This window comes from Corynebacterium intestinale (assembly GCF_023574125.1).
Classification (GTDB): Bacteria; Actinomycetota; Actinomycetes; order Mycobacteriales; family Mycobacteriaceae; genus Corynebacterium; species Corynebacterium hesseae.
Genome location: NZ_JAMKFF010000008.1, coordinates 1 through 19,032 on the forward strand (window position 1 = coordinate 1; position 19,032 = coordinate 19,032).

A 19,032-nucleotide genomic window follows, 5' to 3' on the forward strand; every position below is an offset into this window, starting at 1 on the left:
GCGCCGCACCCGAGTGGTGCGGCTACCGGAAGTATCACCCCGAGCGCCGCGAGCTGCTACCAGATACTCACTGAAGCGCTACCAGATAGTCACGACACTGCTACCAAATAGCCGGTCGCAACAGCCGATTGCGCCACTTCTCATTGGAGTCATCCTGGGCCCGTTGGCAGAGACCGAGCTGCGCCGCGCACTCGCTGTTTCTGAAGGGGACCCTGCAATCCTGATTTCATCTCCGATCACTATCGGAATTTATGTAGTGCTCGTTGGCGCGATAGCAGTGACTGCTATCCAGCATCTTCGCCATCTGCATGGGGATAAAAACAAAGTAGAAAAAGAGGCGAATTCCTTGAGCAGCCGTAGGGAAGAGGAAGCATCATCACTGCCCAGTTAACGATTGACAGGCTAGGTATCTGAGCGCAACGTACTACCTGTGCTTATCAATGGGCCATGGTCCGCGGGAACTGTATAGCTGTAATTGAAAGAACTTCAGTTAGGGGAGTCTGTACACAGTGTGGCCGTCTGGTACTGCTGCACTGGGGGCCTGCAGCAGTCTGAGCTTCACAGTCAGGCCCATCGACACCTCATTGGGGTGCTTTTGGTGCGCTCTACTAGCTCCGGTGATTTCGATGCCCTCGCAGAAGCTGCAGCATTAGCTACACTGCCCAAAACAGCATATCTAGCCCGCGGTGTGTCCGGTTTCTGGGAATAGGCCAGAAGTAGCAGCATTATCGCCTTGAATATTCATGGAATCTCCCACATTCACGTTGGTTTGTTCCGAGTGGTTATCATGAATTTCGCGGCCGATGTTTTTGTGGCTACCACCTTGGATGAGGGTGACGTTTCCCAGCATTTGTTCAATCGCGATTTCCGCAGTTTGTCTTCCTTTCTCAAGTTCAACATTCGAGGTTGATTTGGAGGAGAGTATCTCTGGGGAAATCTGTTCCAACTCAAGCGCCAGCTTGAGTGCTTCAGTGCGAGTCATTGACAGTATTTGAATCAAGCCATTCTGCGGGTAACGGACGACTGCTCGATCTAGAGTCATATGCGCATAGCCTGGTGCTTTTCCCTCACTAAAAAGTCGAACATGCTCACCTACCCAGGCCTTGGAAAGCTCAATGCCTAGTTCCGTTTTTGAATGTATCAATGATTCGAGCTCCGTAATAGAATTCCTTACGGTCTTCAAATTGCTCTCATCTAGTCGAAGCTCGTTGGGTATGTCTGACGGTTGCACAAAAGTATGGTGTCGGTACCCTCCGACACCTATGTAATACATGCTATAGGAGTGTGGAACATCCCTACGATAGTTGGGAATATCGCTGTTTTTTCGGTACCCCTGAAGTTCGCCTAGTACCCAATTTTGAAGGCTCGCTGATTTTGCTCGATACCCAAATGCCAACAATTGACGAAGCGAATTAGAAAGTGGGGAAGAATCGTCAATTAAGTCAGTTATTAGCTGCTGCAGGGTGCTCACAAGTACGTGTCCTATATCGAAATATATCCTAAAACATTGAAATAGCTTTAGTGACTACGGGAACCAGCGCCGCAGATGCTGAAGGTGCTAGTACTTTGTCCGTAATCCAGCTAAACGCCTGTTTAAAGGCAGCTGCTGCTCCTTCCTTCTCGTGTAACTCCAGCAATTGATCGGCTTTCTCGGGCTCACCGTTTTCTTGAAGAGCGGAAATTGCCTGTTCTGCCAGTGAGTTTTCGTTGCTTTGGTTGACGGAGTTGTGGTTCCCCTGAATATTAATCGCGTTCCCTGAGTTGAAATTTATCTGGCTTTCCATGTTGATCCTTTTGTTGCTTGGGTAACTCGCCGATTCGATTGAAATCTCGTGCTCAACCAAGTCTATTCCAAGTGGTTGGGCGCGAATAGTGGAAATGTCTCCGGGTGCGCTGTCAAAAGTATCAATGAAGCCTCGTTGACCCAGCCAATGGAGATCAGATTGCAGCAGACTGGGAGTCTGGTCGCGTAAAGAGCAGTGTTGTCGTAGGTCGCTGAAGTGGACAATATCGCTGTGAGATTGCACGATCGTCTTCAAAAGGGCGTCTCGCCTATGCCAAAGGTTCATGGATTTAAGATATCAAGCGAAGGGGAAAGCATAGCGTGAGCTCTGTTTGCGTATGGATTGCTTGTGTGCATCCGTATGAGACTCTGACTTTGCAGGTTATCGCGTGCTTGAGGATTCATCGAGAGAAGTCTGCGTGACTTGGCGATCAATGGGCTTGTGACAAATTCTAGGAGCTAGCGCTCATGAAGCACAGATTGTTGTCAGCGTTAGAGTTCTCGAACTCCTGAGCCCCAATCAGCCCAATAAGGTCCATCCCCGCTGCTACCTTGGACTCCATGAGCCTTTCCGACTACTCCCAGCTCGCCCCCGGCGTGACCATCTTCTGCCGCGACGAGCACTGGCTGGTCAGCAACGTCGCACGCACCACCGACGGCTTCCGCATCCGGGCGCGCGGGGTGAGCGACTACGTGCGCGATACCACCGCCACCTTCTTCACCGCGCTCGATGACATCGAGGTCTTCGACCCCGCCAACGTCACCGTCCGCCCGGACGAGTCACCGCAGTTTCGCTACACCCGCCTTTGGCTGGAGTCCACGCTGCGCCGCACGCCGGTGCCGCTGTACCAAAAGCAGTTGGAGGTAGCCACGCAGATGCTGGCGGACCCGCTGGATTATCAGCTCTCCGCCGTGAAGTCGGCGCTCTCCGATGAGCGCATCCGCCCGCGCGTTCTGCTCGCGGATGCCGTCGGTCTGGGCAAGACGCTGGAGATCGGCATGATCCTGGCGGAGCTCATCCGCCGCGGCAGGGGAGAGCGCATACTCGTCGTCACGCCCAAGCACGTCATGGAGCAGTTCCAGCAGGAACTGTGGACGCGTTTCGCCATCCCGCTGGTGCGCCTGGACAGCCAGGGCATCCAGAAGGTCCGCCAGAAGCTGCCGGCGTCGAAGAACCCCTTTACCTACTTCCCACGCGTCATCGTCTCCATGGACACGCTCAAGGCACCGAAGTACCGCGCGCAGCTGGAGAAGGTCCGCTGGGACGCCGTGGTCATCGATGAGATCCACAACGCCACGAACGCCGGCTCCCAAAACAATGAGCTGGCACGCACGCTGGCGCCGACCACCGAGTCCCTCATCTTGGCCTCGGCCACCCCGCACAACGGGCGGGAGGAATCCTTCAAGGAAATCCTGCGTTTGCTCGACCCGCTTTCCGTCCTCCCGGATGGCTCCATCGACATGGAGGCCGCGAAGAAGCTCATCATCCGCCGCCACCGCAACTCACCGGAGGTCGCCTCCGTGGTGGGGGAGAAGTGGGCCAAGCGCGGCGAGCCCCGCAACATCCTGGTGGATGCCTCCCCGGAGGAAAACGCCGTGGCGCGCGCCATCGCCGAGGATTGGGTGAACGGCCCGGCCACCACGGCGAATGATCGCCTCTTCCCCTGGACCTTGGTCAAGGCTTTCCTATCCTCCCCGGCGGCGCTGGCGGAGTCCATTGCCGCGCGCCAGAAGCTCGACAAGCCCAAGGAACAGGACAAGCTGGAGCGCCTCGCCGAGCTCAACAACAAGGTCACGGAGGAAAACTCCAACAAGTTCGCAGCACTCATTGACTACCTCATGGAGATAGGCGTTAAGAAGGGCTCCGATCGCCGCGTCGTCATCTTCTCCGAGAGGGTGGCGACGCTGCGGTGGTTGCAGGAGAACGTCGCCAAGCATCTCAAGCTCCCGCAGGGCGCGGTGAAGGTCATGCACGGCGGTCTGTCAGACTCGGATCAGCTGGCGCTTATCGACGAATTCAAGCGCACCGACACCCCTCTGCGCGTGCTGATTACCGGCGACGTCGCCTCCGAAGGCGTCAACCTGCACGCCCAATGCCACCACCTGGTGCACTATGACATCCCGTGGTCGCTCATCCGCATCCAGCAGCGCAACGGCCGCATCGACCGCTACGGCCAGGAGCACGAGCCGGAGATTACCTCCCTTCTGCTGGACCCGAAGGACGCGGAGGTGGCCGATTCCATCGGTGAGCTGCGCGTGCTCACTCGCCTCATTGACCGCGAGTATTCCGCCAACCAACTCCTCGGCGATGCCGCCCCGCTCATGGGCAAGCACAACCCCAAGGCGGAGGAGGATGAGATCCGCGCGGTGCTCATGCACGAGCGCGACTTCGACGAAGTCGTAGCCTCCCCGGAGGAGATCCTTACCGGTGCGCACGCCAAGCCCGCGCGTGCCGCCGAACCTGAGGAGACCGCTAACCCTTCCGGCCTGAACGGCGATATCTGGGCCCTTCTCGCCGCCGCGTCCACCAGCGGCCCGGACGACGCCGAGCGCACCGACAATGCCGAGCACACCAACAACACCGAGCACACCAACGACGCCGCCCCCGCGCCGTCGCGCCGCTCGGTGCGCCACAGCCTCTACCGCGCGGAGAAGGACTACCTCGGTGACGCCCTGGCGGAGGCCTACCAGGATTCGGCCGATAAACCGTTGAGCGCCGGTGGCGTGGACTATGTACTGCACGAAAATGACATTGCGGAGCTAGCCCCTCCGCGCGATCTGTGCCGGCGCTTTGACTACCTGCCCCAGGATTATGTGTCCTACCGCAAGGTCACCGAGCGCCTCATGCTCGCCACCTCCGCGCGCCGCGGCAACCAACACCTCAAGGCCGCGCGCGAAGGCGACTCGGAGAAGTCCTGGCCGCGCGCCCACTTCTTGGGCCCGCTGCACCCGGTCTCCGAGTGGGCCGCCGACCGCGCACTGACGAACATGGCCCAAAGCGAAATCCCCGCCGTACTCGGCGCGGTGGATACGCCCACGCTGCTGCTCATGGGAACCCTGACCAACTCCCGCGGCCAGGTACTCTCCCGCACCTTCCTCACCGCCACGGAAGGCCCCTTCGGCTTCAATGTCCCCGCCGGCATGCAAGCAGTGGACATTGAGGTCCACGAAGACATCTATGCCTGGCTGGGCCGCATTGGCCTAACAGACAACGCCATCAACCCCGGCGAGTTCGCCGTCCCCGATACCGCCGGCCAGCTCATCGCCGCCGCCGTCGGGGCCGCGCACAGCCACCTCACCGTGGTCAAGAACACCAACCTGGACCACGCCCAGGAGCGCATCGCCGGCTGGCAACAGCGCGCCGATGAATGGCAGGAGGCCAACGACGGCCAGCAGACCCTCAAGATTAAGGACACCAAGCGCCTTATCCACCAGGACGAGGAGCTGTTGAAATCCATGGCCCCGGAGCGCTCCCTCGTGCGCCCACTCGCACTCATCCTCCCAGACGACACCGACGCTGCACACACCAGCACTGCGCCGACAACCGCCGCACACACCACCACCAACGAAGCAGAGGCACGCTAATGGCAGACTTCGATTCCATCATCAACGTCGAGGAATGGATCTCGGATTACTACCTCACCACCGATGACAAAGGCAGTTCCTTTGGCAAGCGCGTGGAGGAGTCCGTCAAAGAGTGGAAAGCAACGGATAAGGACGCCAAGAACGCTGGCCACGAGCACGCCCAATCCCCGCTGCTGCGCCTGACCTCCCGCAGGGAAGCACTGCACACCGAGCTCTCCGCGCTCTCCATGGAGGCAACCGACGACTCGCTGCATGAGGTCTACGACCTCGTCTCCGCGGCCTTCGGCCACCCGCAGCCACAGCGCCTGGAATTCTCCCGCAACGGCCAGCCCCTCATGCTGACCGCCGCTGCGGACAAGAACCACTCCCTGGTCCTCCTCCGCGCCGGGCAGATGGATTCAGTCGAGGACCTCACCACCGTGCCGCTTCTCGACGTCTCCCCAGAGCTGGGCAACACAAACTCCAACGGTGAGGCCAAGGCCCTCGACATCACTGCCGCCAAGCTCGTCGGCGAGCTCTTCCTCACTGAGCAAGCCCCCGACCTCATCCTGGTCCTCGCCGGCCGCTGGGCAGTCCTAGCGGAGCGCGAAACCTGGCCGCTGGGCCGCTACCTCGCCGTGGACCTAGGCCTGGCCGTTGAGCGCAACGACCAGAAAGCCAAAGGCGAACTCCCACGAGTCGTCTCTATCCTCGCCGCCGAGCACACCATGCGCGGTGCCGACGGCACCACCTGGTGGCTCGACACCCTAGCCCAAGCCCGCGAGCACTCCGTCAAAGTCTCCGAGGAACTGCGCGGTGCCATCAAGGCCTCGATTGAGATCATCGGCAACGACGTCCTGCAGCGGAGAGCGCAAAACAATGCCACCACCGATATCGACGGCAACGAACTGGCCAACCAAGCCCTGCGCTACCTCTACCGCATCCTCTTCCTCCTCTTCGCCGAATCCTCTCCGGAACTCCAAATCCTGCCCACCGGGGACAACGACTACGACGAAGGCTATGGCCTCTCCCGCCTTCGTGACCTCATCCTCACCGAGCCCACCACGCACCGCACCCAGAACGGCACGCACCTTTACGAAAGCCTCCAGCTGCTCTTCGAGCGCGTCAACCGCGGCCACGATCCGCACGATGAGAACGCCGAGCTTTTCGACGCCAACGCCACTGAAGACGGCCTGGAATTCCGCAACCTCGACGCGGACCTGTTCAAGTCTGAAGCCACCTCCTACATCGATGAGGTCAAGCTCTCCAACCTGGCACTGCACAAGGTCCTGCAGAACCTCCTTCTCACAAAAGAAAAGCGCGGCAGTGACCGCGGCTTCATCTCCTACGCCACCCTGGGCGTGACTGAGCTGGGCCAGGTCTACGAGGGCCTGATGTCCTATACCGGCTTCATCGCCCAAGAAGACCTCGTAGAAGTAGCCAAGCACGGCGATCCTTCCAAGGGCTCCTGGGTGGTCCCCGAACCACAAGCGCGCACGCTCCCGCAGGATTCCATCGTCTACGAAGACCGCGAAAGCGAACACGGTGGTGTGGAACGCGTCCAGCGCACCCACGCCCGCGGCAGCTTTGTCTACCGCCAGTCCTCCCGTGACCGCGAGCGCTCCGCGTCCTTCTACTCACCACCCGTCATCACCGAGTTCACCGTGGGCCAGGCCATCGAAGAACTCAAAGCAACCGGCCGCATCGACAACGCCGATGACATCCTCACCCTCACCATCTGCGAGCCCGCCATGGGCTCCGGTGCCTTCGCCGTGGAAGCCGTCAACCAGCTCGCAGAGCTCTACCTGAACAAGAAGCAAGCCGAACTGGGCAAGGAAATCCCCGGTGAGGACCGCACCCAGGAGCTGCAAAAGGTCAAGGCTTCCATCGCACTGCACCAGGTCTACGGCGTGGACCTCAACAAAACCGCCGTGGAGCTCGCCGAAATCTCCCTGTGGCTCAACACCATGACCAAGGAGCTCAAAGCCCCCTGGTTCGGTCTGCACCTGCGCCACGGCAACTCCCTGGTGGGTGCCACCCGCTCCACCTTCAGCGCCAAGGAGGTGTCCACCACCGCATCGAAGAAGAAGGGGGTTCAGAACTATCTCACGCTGACCCCGCAGCACCATCCGCTGAAACAACTAGCGGATGCCATCGATGCCAACGAGACGGACCAGCACCCCACCGGCCGCATCCACCACTTCCTAGTCCCCAGCCACGGCTGGGGAAGCGCAGTCGGCGCCAAGGACTTAAAGAACCTCGCCGCGGAAGAAATCAAGGCCATGAAGGCCTGGCAAAAGTCCATCTGCAAGCCACTGAACAAGACGCAGACCAAGCTCGCCACCGCACTGTCTAATCAGGTTGAGCGCCTCTGGGAGCTGTCCCTTATCCGCCTGCGCATCGCCGAGGACCAAGTCCGCCGTGACCTGGATCTGTGGGGCCAGGAGCCCAACACCGCCAAGCGCGCGGATGTGGTCACCCGCGCCCAGGTGGAGGAAGAACTCCTCCAGAACAACGAAGGCGCCTACCTTCGCCTGCGCACCGCGATGAACGCCTGGAACGCTCTCTGGTACTGGCCAGTCACCGCCACGGACGAGCTTCCCGATATCACCGAGTACCTCGCCACCATGCAGGACCTCCTCGGCATCCCCAACGAAGGCCAGAAGCGCTACCGCAAGGACAACCAGTACGCCTTCGGCTTCGACATGTCTTGGGATGAACTGGACTACGTTGAATCACTCGACCGCTCCATCTCCGGACGCCTCCACTACGAGGACGTCCTCGAAGCGCACCCCTGGCTGATAACCGCCAACACCATTTCCCAGGAACAAGCCTTCTTCCACTGGGACCTGGATTTCGCAACCGTCATGGCCAAGGGCGGCTTCGACTTCCAGGTAGGCAACCCGCCGTGGGTACGCCCGCGCACTGACATGGACGCCCTGCTGTCTGAGCATGACCCGTGGTTCAGCCTTGCCAACAAGCCCACCCAGACAGAGAAGAAACAACGCCGCGAACTCCTCGCCGGCAACGACGCCGTCCTGGAGACCCTCTCCAAGGGACTTGCGGAAGCAGTGGTCACCTCCGCAGTGCTTGGCGACGTCACCCGCTACCCCCACCTGCAAAACCAACAGCCCGATCTCTACCGTGGTTTCATGGAACGCACGTGGGCCAATGCCGCCGAGAACGGCATCATCTCACTCATTCACCCCGAGTCCCACTTCACTGAGAAGAAGGCCGCGGCGTTGAGGGCGGGTGCTTATCGACGGCTGCGTACTCACCTCGAAGTAAAGAATGAGTTAGTTCTTTTCGATATGGGGCATACACGTCACTATGGAATTCATGTTTATGGATCTGCACGTGACAAAGTGAGCTTCAAACAGGCAGTTCATTTGTACCATCCGAAGACCTACGTGGAGTCTTTGAAGCATGATGGCACTGGGCCCATGCCTGGTGTAAAAGATGACAACGATAATTGGGACTTGCGTCCACACCGCGACCGCATCATCACCGTCGACGAAGAGACCCTCAAGGTGTGGAACTCGATCATTGAGGAACCGGGTACTCCACTGCTTGAGACCCGTACCGTCTATTCAGTGAACAGCGAAGCTGCAGCAGTCTTAGCCAAGCTTGCCGAGGCACCGCGCATTAAGGAATTGGGGCTACAGTTTTCTAGAGGCTGGGATGAGTCAATCGACAAGAAGAAGGGCTACTTTGATTCTTCTTGGCAGCATCCCGATTCCTGGCACGACGTGATCCTTCAAGGGCCTCATCTCGGTGTTTCGACTCCAGTGGTCAAGCAGCCGAATCCGACGATGAAAAACAATTTGGACTGGTCCGAGATTGATCTCGAGGCTATCTCTGAAGACTTCATTCCTGCGACGGCATACCTCCCTAATCGCTCGGTTGATTCTTATGACCGTGATTACGGAGTATGGGAGATAGACGGTGAAACGGTGTTGGTGAAGGACCATTATCGTGTCGCATGGCGTCGTATGGCTGCTACTACCGGATTCCGTACGCTGTATCCAGCCATAATTCCGTCAGGGGCGGCCCATGTTCACCCAATTCAAAGTGCTGGATCCCCGAAAAAGGTAACGCATATGGCTTTGGTCGGGGCGGGAATGTCTTCATTCATCATCGATTTTCTTGTCCGTAGCTTGAGCCCTTCAGATCTTCATCCAAGCACGATTAATGGATTGCCCTATCCACGGCGTTTCCAAGCAGAGCTCGTTGCTAAGTACCTGCAATTGAATTGTCTTACTAGGGCTTACGCTGAGCTTTGGGAGTCCGCTACTAAAAGCACTTGGACAACCGACGCACCAGTTCGCAATGCCCGCGACCGCTTCCAAGCTCAGAATGAAATTGACGCCATGGTGGCGCTGTCGTTGGGTGTAACGCTGGATGAGTTGCTGATGATCTATCGGACGCAGTTCCCGGTGATGCGACGCTATGACCAGGAAGACTTGTACGACGCTAATGGTCGCAAAGTTCCAAAAGACGTTTTGAAGCTGGAGAAGAAACTTAAGGACGGACAACAGCTCTCGGAGGAAGAACGCACGTGGACGCATCCGCAGTCGGGAGTCGAGTACGTCTTTGAATATCCGTTTGCACCATTGGACCGTGAAGCGGACTTGACTGCGGCGTATGAAAAGTATGCTGCGATGATGAACCAGCAATAGTTCCGGAAGCCAGAAGCGAAGCGAAGACCGAAAGTATTGAAGTAGCACCTTATGTCGAGCCTCATCCCTACTTACGCCTCCACCCACATTGTTGACGGGTTGTCGGAGTACCTCACCACGACCTTCTCGCTGGCAGAGGATCTGACTTCCCAGCAGCTGCGGGAGTTCCTCAACGATCCGCAGGGCGGCATGTTCTACGGGCCGTATGTGCGCACGCGCTTGCCGTATGCACCGGCGAAGTCTTGGGACGGGATTCTGGGTTGGCTGCCGTCTGGTTTCAAGCCTTATCGCCACCAGGCTGAGGCATTCGAGCGGTTGTCCTCGTTTGATTATTCGACGGGTTCGAAGCGGCGACCGTCGCCCACGTTGGTCGTGACGGGTACCGGTTCGGGTAAGACGGAGTCCTTCCTCTATCCGATTCTGGATCATTGCCGTCGGTCTAATGGCAGCGGAATCAAGGCGTTGATTCTGTACCCGATGAACGCGCTGGCATCCGATCAGGAACGCCGTTTGGCCAAACTGCTGCATGCCGAGGCTGAGCTCGCCGGGGTGACGGCGGGTATTTACACCGGCGAGGTGGTTTCTGGTGGACGCAGGAAGGTATCGAAGGATGGTCTGATTTCTGACCGTTCGGTGCTGCGCGATACCCCGCCGGATATCTTGCTGACGAATTACAAGATGTTGGACCAGTTGCTGCTGCGTGAGCAAGACCGCGAGCTGTGGGAGAAATCCGCGCGGTCTTTGCAGTATTTGGTGCTGGATGAGTTCCACACTTATGACGCAGCCCAGGGCACCGATGTGGCTATGCTGCTGCGCCGACTGGGATTGATGCTCAAGAAGTATCAACCCGAGGGCTTCCTTTCGCCTGAGGACGAAAAGCGTCCTTTGGGCAAGGTAACGCCGGTGGCGACCTCCGCAACGTTGGGGGACAAGAGCACCGAAAGCACCGAAGGTTCCGAAGATGCCGAAAGCGCCGGAGCCACCAAAGACTCCGGTCGAGATTCGGCGGCATCGCATAGCGATATGTTGTCTTTTGCTTACACGGTCTTTGGCGAGCAGATGCCGCCGGATGCCGTGGTCGGGGAGACACTCATGACCGTGGAGGAGTGGCAATCCACGGTCGAGCCATTGGTGGCGAAGCTGCGTGCCGTCGTTTCAAACGACGAAGACTTTTCGAGCTCCGATGTTGCTGAAGTGTTTCCGCCAGTGACGCCAACGCCTTCGGTGGAGGTAATGCAGAACGTCGTTGATGAGGTGGCGGCTGCGGTTGCTGTTTCAGGTTCTGCTGAAGATGCATCGTCGTTTGATGTGGCGGTGTTTGAGGCGATGAGCCGGCACGTCTTCGGTTCTTTGCCTGGCTTGAATTCTTCCCCGGACTTGGCTGACTCGGTTCTAGCAATGGCCGGTAATGAATTGGTGTGCGCGATACTGCGGGAGGCCGCAACGCCGGTGCCGCTGGAGCACGGTGAAGCTGGTGTTCCGGGTACCGATATTGCTGCGGTGGAACCGCTGGTATCGCGAGTGTTCCCGGCCAGCGTGCTACGCAGCCACCGCGAGTTGGCAGTCGAGTTCTTGTCCCTGACGTTGTCCTTTATTGCATATGTGCGCGCGGAGCTCGGTGATGCGTTGGGCTGGGATGGAAAGAAGTTCCCCGGTGTGGAGCTGCATTTGTGGGTGCGTGAAATCTCCCGCATCGATAGGGCAGTGGCGTCATCGTCGCGCACATCGGTGTTCAGGTGGTCCGACGATGGTGGCATGGGCGCGCACACGGTGCAGGCTGCAGGTGATGCGCCCAAGGCGTGGTTGCCGGCGATCTACTGCCGCCACTGTGGGCGATCCGGATGGATGCTGGCGGAGCAGCCTGGTGGCGACACGTATGTCACCGCACCGCAAGAGATTCGCCGCATCGCTATCAGCGCGCCCGAGCGGCAGCGTCCGCTCATTGATGCCACGAGTGAGGTGGCACAGGGCGTTACGCGCGCAGACGGTGAGAGCTCCCGCGTGGCGTGGTTGAATCTGGACTTGCCGGGATTAACGCCGCAAGCACCGGATGAGGAGACCATGGAGGAGTCCCCCGTGGTGCCGGTGTTGGTGTACTCCGGCGAAGATGCGGAGGAGCGCGCGAAGGCGCAGCAGTGCCCGTCCTGTGGTGAAGACGATGCAATGCGCTTCTTGGGTTCCTCGGTTGCCACCTTGCTCTCAGTGGCACTGAGCAACCTCTTCGGCATGGATGACCTTGATTCCGCAGAGAAGAAAACTCTGGTCTTCGCGGACTCAGTGCAGGATGCCGCGCACCGCGCAGGCTTCGTGCAAAGCCGTGCGCGTGCTTTCGCGCTGCGTGCGCGAATTTGGCGAGCGGTTCGCTCGTTTGCTGATTCCTCTGAATCGTCTTCGTCGTCTGAAACGACGGCATCTTCGTCCGCAGGCGTGCCGTTGTCGTCGGTGGCGGCGCGCATGGTGGAGCATGCGCGTGCGGAGTCGGAGCCGGCGGTGCGGGCGAGGGCGCTCTATGAGTTGTTGCCGCCGCAGTTGAAGGAGTCGCCGCGCTACCGGGCGGTGTGGGAGAAGGGCGCTGGTGCTGCGGAGCAGCGGCGTGCGCTGGCGGCGTTGCAGTCGCGCTTGGATTTGGACTTGGCGTTGCAGTTCGGTGACAGGGTGGATCTGCCGCGCTCGTTGGTGACGACCGGGACGCTGTCGGTGTCGGTGGGCGTTGATGATGCGGTGCTGCTGTCGGCGGCGCGTGCGGTGGCGGGGACTCTCGCCTCGGATGCGGAGCTGCTGGCCTGGGCGCGCGGCGTGGTGGAGTACATGCGCATTGCCGGTGGCATTGCACATCCGTGGCTCAAGGAATACCTGCGCCAAGACTGCAACCCGTGGTTGCTTAACCGCCGCCAGGCGCGTGCCAAGGGAATACCTGCGTTCGTGCGCGGTGGTGCGCCGAAATTCCCGCGTGCGGGGGCGGCGCTCAAGGGGGCGTTGGGCAAGCGCGATAATAACGCGACGATGCCGCTGGATTCCCAGAAGGGCTGGTATGCACGGTGGACGAAGGCGGCGCTGGGGGCGTCGACAAGCAGTGCGTTTGATGCAGCCAACCAGGTGGCGGAGCTGTTCAAGCAGCTCGAGTTCGAGGAAGTGGTGTTCTCCGTACCGACGGCCACCGGCGGGCGCGTGTATGCGCTGGACCCGGGCAACATCATCGTGCGCGAAGAAACCGAGCCGGGGTTGTTGGAATGCCCGGTGTGCCACCTGCGCGTGGGCGTGGATGCCGCAGCGCGTGAGGCGATGTCTTCGGTGGCGTGCTTTACGTTGTCCTGTACCGGGCACTTCGTGCCGGTGGGCGTGGAGGACAACTACTACCAGCGGCTTTACCGCAGCGCGAATACCCGCACCGTGGTGGCAGAAGAGCACACCGGCCTGGTGCCCACGCCACGGCGCAAGGAGCTGGAGGATGAGTTCAAGCGGCCCTTTGCGCAGCAGTCCGCCTCGGCGCCGAACGTGCTCGTGGCCACGCCGACACTGGAGATGGGTATCGACATCGGTGATCTGTCCACGGTGATGCTGTCCTCCATGCCGCACACGGTGGCCAGCTACGTGCAGCGCGTGGGACGCGCCGGGCGTTTGACGGGTAACTCCCTCATCGTGGCGCTGGTGCGCGGGCGCGGGCGTGCGCTGACCACCTTGGAGCACCCGCTGGAGACCATCGCTGGTTCGGTGACAGCGCCCGCGGCGTATTTGTCCGCGCGCGATATTATGCACCGCCAGTTCGTGGCCTACCTGCTGGATAGCACTGATGTGGCGAGCTCAGTGGAGCAGCTGCGTAGTGCGCGTGATGTGTTTACGTATGCCAGCTACTCAGTGATTGATGCGCTGGTGGAGCTCTCTCCCTCGGTGGTGTTGGCGGCCTATGAACGTTTTGCGGCTACGGTGGCGCAGCATGCTTCGGCGGAGGTGTTGGATGAGCTGCGTGGCTGGTGCCTGCCGGGTTCGGATGGTGCTGCGTCTGGCATGGTGACGGACTTGCAATCCGCGCGTGAGCGCTGGGGTGCCACGCAGAAGCTGCTTCTGTCCCGCCTGGAGGTGCTGAGCAAGCGCGTGACGGAGTTGAAGGCACGCGTGGAGGCCTCCGCGGTGGAGGATGATGAGCTGAAGAACCAGTTTGATGCCACGGTGGCTTCCCAGAGGTTTGTGCGCAAGCAGCTGGAGGACCACGCCGATGAGTATTGGATTAGTGCCTTGGAGCGCTTCGGGCTGCTGCCGAACTTCACGTTGTTGGATGATGCCGTGGAGTTCAACCTGGCTGTCTCCTCCTTCAACGAGGAGGTACAGAAATTTGAGACGGAGACCTATAGCTATAGCCGCGGTGTCTCCTCGGCGCTGACGGAGCTAGCCCCCGGCAATACATTCTACGTGCAGGGCGTGGGCGCGAAGGTGGACTCGGTGGAGTTGGGTGAGCACCACTCGGCGCTGACGCAATGGCGCCTGTGCCCGGAATGCTCCTACTCGGAAGCCACCGGTGCGGTGCTCTCCAGCGATGAGGAGGTGGCCGTGGCCGCCCCGCACGTAGGTGCGTGCCCGGAGTGCGGGGCCAAGGGATTTGCGGATAGGGACCAGCTCATCAATGTGGTGGAAATGACCAAGGTCTACGCCACCGTGGACGCGGCGCGCTCCGCTATTAATGACATCTCTGATGACCGCACCTCCCTGCGCTTCCACACGCAGCTGAGCTTTGACGTGCCCGAAGGTGGGCGCGGTAAAGCCTGGTACCTGTCCGATTCCGGTTTCGGCATGGAGTACCTGGCGCACGTGGAGATGCGGTGGCTGAACCTGGGCCGCTTGGGCGGCGGCAGCCAGCGCACCTTTGCTGCCGTGGAGTGCGAGGCGCCGCTGTTCCGCGTGTGCGAGCGCTGCGGGCACTTGGATTCCGATGTGGGCGCGAACCGCTGGCAGGACCACGCGCCGTGGTGCGAATACCGTAACGCCGCTGAGGAGCACTCCATTAGCTTTGCGCTGGGGCGCAGCCTGGGCACGCAGGCGGTGCTGGTGCACCTGCCGGCGTTGTTGGGCATGGTGGAGTCCACCACGCTGCCCTCCTTGGTGGCGGCGCTGAAGCTGGGCTTTAAGGAGTACCTGGGCGGCAACCCGGACCACCTGGATGTGGAGCCGGTGCGCGTGGATTCCGATGGCAGCCCGGTGGATATGCTGCTGATTCATGACACCGTGCCGGGTGGTACCGGGTATCTGGCGCAGTTCACGGAACCGGCACACGTGCGCCAGATGCTGCTCGTGGCTTACCGTCGCTTGGCCTCTTGCCACTGCGCTGAGGAAGCGCGGCAGTGCTGCCCGTCCTGTTTGCTGCCCTTCGCACGCAGCAGTCAGATCCCGCAGACCTCCCGTGAGGCCGCGGTGGTAGCGCTGCGCAAGATTCTGGCGGATGACCTCCAGGTCTCTACTGATGCCGATCCCGCTTCCTTTAGTTGGGAGGGCCATCTCACCGAGGAGCGCCCGGAGCGCAGCGAGCAGTCCAAGCTGGAGCAGCGCTTTGTGGAGCAGCTGCGCGCGGACCTGAAGAAGGAGGGCGCCACGGTGGTGGAATCCATGAAGGGTAACCACGCGCAGTGGGACATCAGCTTTGATGACTCGCGCCATGATTGGGTCATGGAGGAGCAAAAACAGATTGGCGGAACCATCCCGGACTTCGTCTTCTCCACGCGCGATAGTGCCATCCGTGATATCGCCGTCTACCTCGACGGCGAGGCCTTCCACGCCAGTGCGGTGCACAACCGGGTGAAGGATGACTTTGATAAGCGCAACGGTCTCTACGAGTTGGGCTACCTGCCGTGGTCGCTGACGTGGCAGGACATCGATGCCCGGCAGGCAACAGTGCGCAAGGATCCGCCGGCCCCGCCGGTGTGGACAGAGCCGAAACTCTATTCTCCAATTGTCGAAGGAAGCGACTTGTCATTGGATGATCTTCTCCAATTGGAGAAAGATCCTTTGACACAGCTGTTAGAACTATTGATGCATCCGGAACAAAAATGGTCGCTATTCAGTGAAGCGGCATTTGCTCAAGCGGCTCACGGAGGAAGGGCGGTCGTAGACGGTTTTGAGAAGACATATCTCAGTACTGTCACCGTCGGTGCTGCAAAGATGCGTCGTCGCGTTCGATTTGATTCCACCAATGTCTCAGAAAACTTAAGTGCCTGGAGGCTGTTCTTGAGCTTAAGCAACATGGCATATCTGGACCCGATGCTTGCACAGGTAGAAGTGATTGAGTCCGCAGTGGAAGATGCTGTGGCACGCGAGGTGCTTCCGGATACTCCAGTCTCAGAGCCTACCGAGCCAGCGGCAGTGGTCGAAATGACTCTTGGGTGGGCCGAGGCAGTGGATGCCTTCGCCGACGAGCCGGAGGTGGCGGCAGCGCTGCGAGTTATGGCGGCGGCGGGCTTGCCCGAGCCGGATGCTGATTCCGTGGGCGGTGAGGTTTCCGGTGTTCCGGTGGTGGCGCAGTGGCCGCAGTACAAGGTGCTGCTGCTCTTTGCCGAGGACGCCGACGACCTTCGCGCTAGCTTCGAGGCCGAGGGCTATGCCGTCTTCGGCGCTGACTTTGATTCCGTTCCTGATTCCCTGACCGCGGCGCTGAGCGCCTCCTGATCCGCTGACTTTAAAAGAGAGGAAAGCAATGGCAACGAGCCTGTCCTTCTACCGCCGCATTGAGGACCGCTACAACCTGGGAAACCAGATCCTAGAGTTCTATAACAAGCTGGTGGACGATCCCACGAACCCGTCGCTGCACGTGGAGCCCGTCAAGGATGCGGTGGATAAGCGCGTGCGCACAGCCCGCGTCAACCGCAAGTACCGCGCTGTGCTCTTCGAGCTGCACGATGGCAACGACACCATGCTCGTTCTCATTGACATCCTCAATCACGATGATGCCTACGCACTCGCCACGTCGAAGACGCTCGTGGTCAACGAGGTCTCCGGCGTTCCGTCGCTCGTGGATGCCACAGCGCCAGAGGCCTCGACGGCGATACCGCAGGCGGAGATTGAGTCACGCGCCAAGCGCCTGGCGGCCGAGCAGCGCGCTGCGGAAGCAGCGGCGAAAGCGGAGGCCGAAGCCGAGTCGAATGCTGAGCCTTCGGCGGATGCCCCAGCGGACGGTGAGGGAGTGAGGCCGTGGGATGCGGTGGGCGTCGACAAGCAGGCGCTCAGCGATGAACTCGGTCTTTCCCCGCAGACGGTGGCGGTGCTGGAGCGCGCCGCCACAACGGAGGAAGCGTTGGCAGCACTGGCGGGCGCGCCTGAATGGGAACAAGATGCGGTGGTCGGGCTGCTGTCCGGGATGAGCGTTGCTGAGGTGCGCGAAGATTTGGGCTTGGCGCAGTCCGCGGTGGCTGAGGCTAGCTCGGATAAGGCGCTGGTGGAAGGCATCAAGTCCCCGGCGGGCCGCAGGGCTTTCGTCATCGACCCCGGCGAGGAGGAGCTGGCAGCCATCCTCGAGGGCTCCTTTGCCGAGTGGCGCGTCTTCCTCCACCCGAGCCAGAGCCGCGCGGTCGAAGCAGATCACACCGGTTCCGCGCGCATCACGGGTGGTGCCGGTACGGGCAAGACCGTGGTGGTGGTGCACCGCACGAAGTACCTGCTGCAGAAGAACCCGAAGGCGCGCGTCTTTTTGACCACCTACACGCGTGAGCTGGCCAACGCGCTCAAGGTGCAGATGAATGAGCTGTACCCGACGTTCCCGGAAGCTTCCGTGCACGGCGCGCCGGGGCTGTGGATCAGCGGTGTTGACGCGCTCGTCTTCGATGTGCTGGCGAACGCACAGGCAACCGAGCGCGCCGCCGCGATGGCTGCGGTGCTCAACATTGATGGGGACTTTGTGCCCCGCGGCCTGGATGGTGTGGAGGAAAAGCGGCAGTGGCAGGAGGCCGCGGAGCTGAAAGGCGGCTCACTCCCGCGGGAGAAATCCCACCCGACGTTTTTGGCACAGGAGTACTCGGCGGTGATCCTCACGCAGGGGATCACGGATGAGAAGACCTACCTGCGTGCGCGGCGCACCGGGCGGGGGACTCCGCTCAACCGCGCTGAGCGCAAGGCGGTGTGGGCGATTGTGGAGTACTTCCACGCGGCGTGCGCGTCGATTGGGAAGCTGACCTATGCGGCTGCGGCGGTGGTGGCCGCGCACATCGTGGAGCACCGCACGGGCACTGAGGGCATGTTTGACCACGTGCTTATCGACGAAGCCCAGGATTTCCACGCCGGCCACTGGAAGTTTCTGCGGGCGGTGGCCAAGCGCGGGCCGAATGACATCTTCATTGCGGAGGATTCGCACCAGCGCATCTATGGCCAGCGGTTGGTGCTGCGTGATTACGGGATTGAAACCCGCGGCCGCGCCACGACGAAGCTGCGCGTGAATTACCGCACGACCCGGCAGAACCTGGGCTATGCCACGGCGATTCTGGACGGTGCCGAGTGGGTGGATTCGGAAGAGAATATCGACGATCTGCATGGCTACCGTTCGGTGCGCCAGGGTCCTGCGCCGGTTGTGGTGAATTCTGCGAGCAAGGCGGAGGAGGCTGAGGCCTTGGCCGCGCGCATCCGGGACTGGACCTCCGGGGATGACGATGTCTCCATCGGTGTGCTGACCCGGACTAATGCCCGCAAGGATGAAATCGCCACTCAGTTGGGCGAGCTGGGCGTGGCCGTGAGCACTGGGCGGCGCACGTCCCGGGAGCGCCCGGTGGCGGTAATGACGATGCACAACGCCAAGGGCTTGGAATTCACGCACGTCATCTTGCTTGATGTGAGCCGCGAGGCGCTGCCGCAGCGCTACCTGATGAAGGGGCTGGCGCCGGCCGAGGCCGACGAGGCGCTGCAGCGCGAGCGGGCTTTGCTCTATGTGGCGGCCTCGCGCGCCCGCGATGTGCTTGTGGTGAGCGTGGTGGGGGAGGCCTCCGAGCTGCTGCCGGGGTAGGTCAGTCGGTTTTCTTCTTTCGCTAAAAGGAACTG

At 60.6% G+C, this 19,032-nt stretch carries 6 protein-coding genes and 1 pseudogene; 5 read left to right on the plus strand and 2 right to left on the minus strand.

Translation table 11 applies throughout. The features are described from left to right. Positions 1 to 391 (plus strand): annotated as a pseudogene (locus M5J06_RS09130) (hypothetical protein); the annotation flags it as partial. A 285-nt stretch (positions 392 to 676) separates the two neighbouring features. On the opposite strand, the gene M5J06_RS09135 reads toward M5J06_RS09130, so the two are convergent. Both M5J06_RS09135 and M5J06_RS09140 read right to left on the minus strand, forming a co-directional pair. After that, a complete protein-coding gene (locus M5J06_RS09135; RefSeq protein ID WP_250224473.1) occupies positions 677 to 1,471 on the minus strand; it encodes an AbiTii domain-containing protein in 795 nt (264 codons plus the stop codon). A 28-nt stretch (positions 1,472 to 1,499) separates the two neighbouring features. Beyond that, on the minus strand, positions 1,500 to 2,069 hold the full coding sequence (locus M5J06_RS09140; RefSeq protein ID WP_250224474.1) for a hypothetical protein: 570 nt from the start codon (positions 2,067 to 2,069) through the stop codon (positions 1,500 to 1,502). A 275-nt stretch (positions 2,070 to 2,344) separates the two neighbouring features. Between M5J06_RS09140 and M5J06_RS09145 the strand changes: the two genes are divergently transcribed. Genes M5J06_RS09145 through M5J06_RS09160 form a run of 4 tightly spaced genes read left to right on the plus strand, consistent with a single transcriptional unit; the run spans position 2,345 to position 18,997 of the window. Further along, positions 2,345 to 5,368, plus strand: coding sequence for a DEAD/DEAH box helicase (locus M5J06_RS09145; RefSeq protein ID WP_250224475.1), 3,024 nt, complete (start codon positions 2,345 to 2,347; stop codon positions 5,366 to 5,368). Further along, positions 5,368 to 10,026, plus strand: a complete 4,659-nt coding sequence (locus tag M5J06_RS09150; protein ID WP_250224476.1) for an Eco57I restriction-modification methylase domain-containing protein — start codon at positions 5,368 to 5,370, stop codon at positions 10,024 to 10,026. Before M5J06_RS09145 ends, M5J06_RS09150 begins: the two co-directional genes overlap by 1 nt. A gap of 51 nt (positions 10,027 to 10,077) precedes the next feature. Continuing rightward, the gene (locus M5J06_RS09155) at positions 10,078 to 16,677 is read left to right on the plus strand and encodes a DEAD/DEAH box helicase (RefSeq protein ID WP_250224477.1); all 6,600 of its coding nucleotides are present in this window, start codon (positions 10,078 to 10,080) and stop codon (positions 16,675 to 16,677) included. 28 nt (positions 16,678 to 16,705) lie between these two features. Next, positions 16,706 to 18,997, plus strand: coding sequence for a 3'-5' exonuclease (locus M5J06_RS09160; protein ID WP_250224478.1), 2,292 nt, complete (start codon positions 16,706 to 16,708; stop codon positions 18,995 to 18,997). Positions 18,998 to 19,032 lie beyond the last annotated feature (35 nt).

Coding starts and splice junctions, on each gene's coding strand:
- M5J06_RS09140 (WP_250224474.1), bottom strand. CDS start 2,069: ATGAACCTTTGGCATAGGCGAGACGCCCTTTTGAAGACGATCGTGCAA.
- M5J06_RS09145 (WP_250224475.1), top strand. CDS start 2,345: ATGAGCCTTTCCGACTACTCCCAGCTCGCCCCCGGCGTGACCATCTTC.
- M5J06_RS09150 (WP_250224476.1), top strand. CDS start 5,368: ATGGCAGACTTCGATTCCATCATCAACGTCGAGGAATGGATCTCGGAT.
- M5J06_RS09155 (WP_250224477.1), top strand. CDS start 10,078: ATGTCGAGCCTCATCCCTACTTACGCCTCCACCCACATTGTTGACGGG.
- M5J06_RS09160 (WP_250224478.1), top strand. CDS start 16,706: ATGGCAACGAGCCTGTCCTTCTACCGCCGCATTGAGGACCGCTACAAC.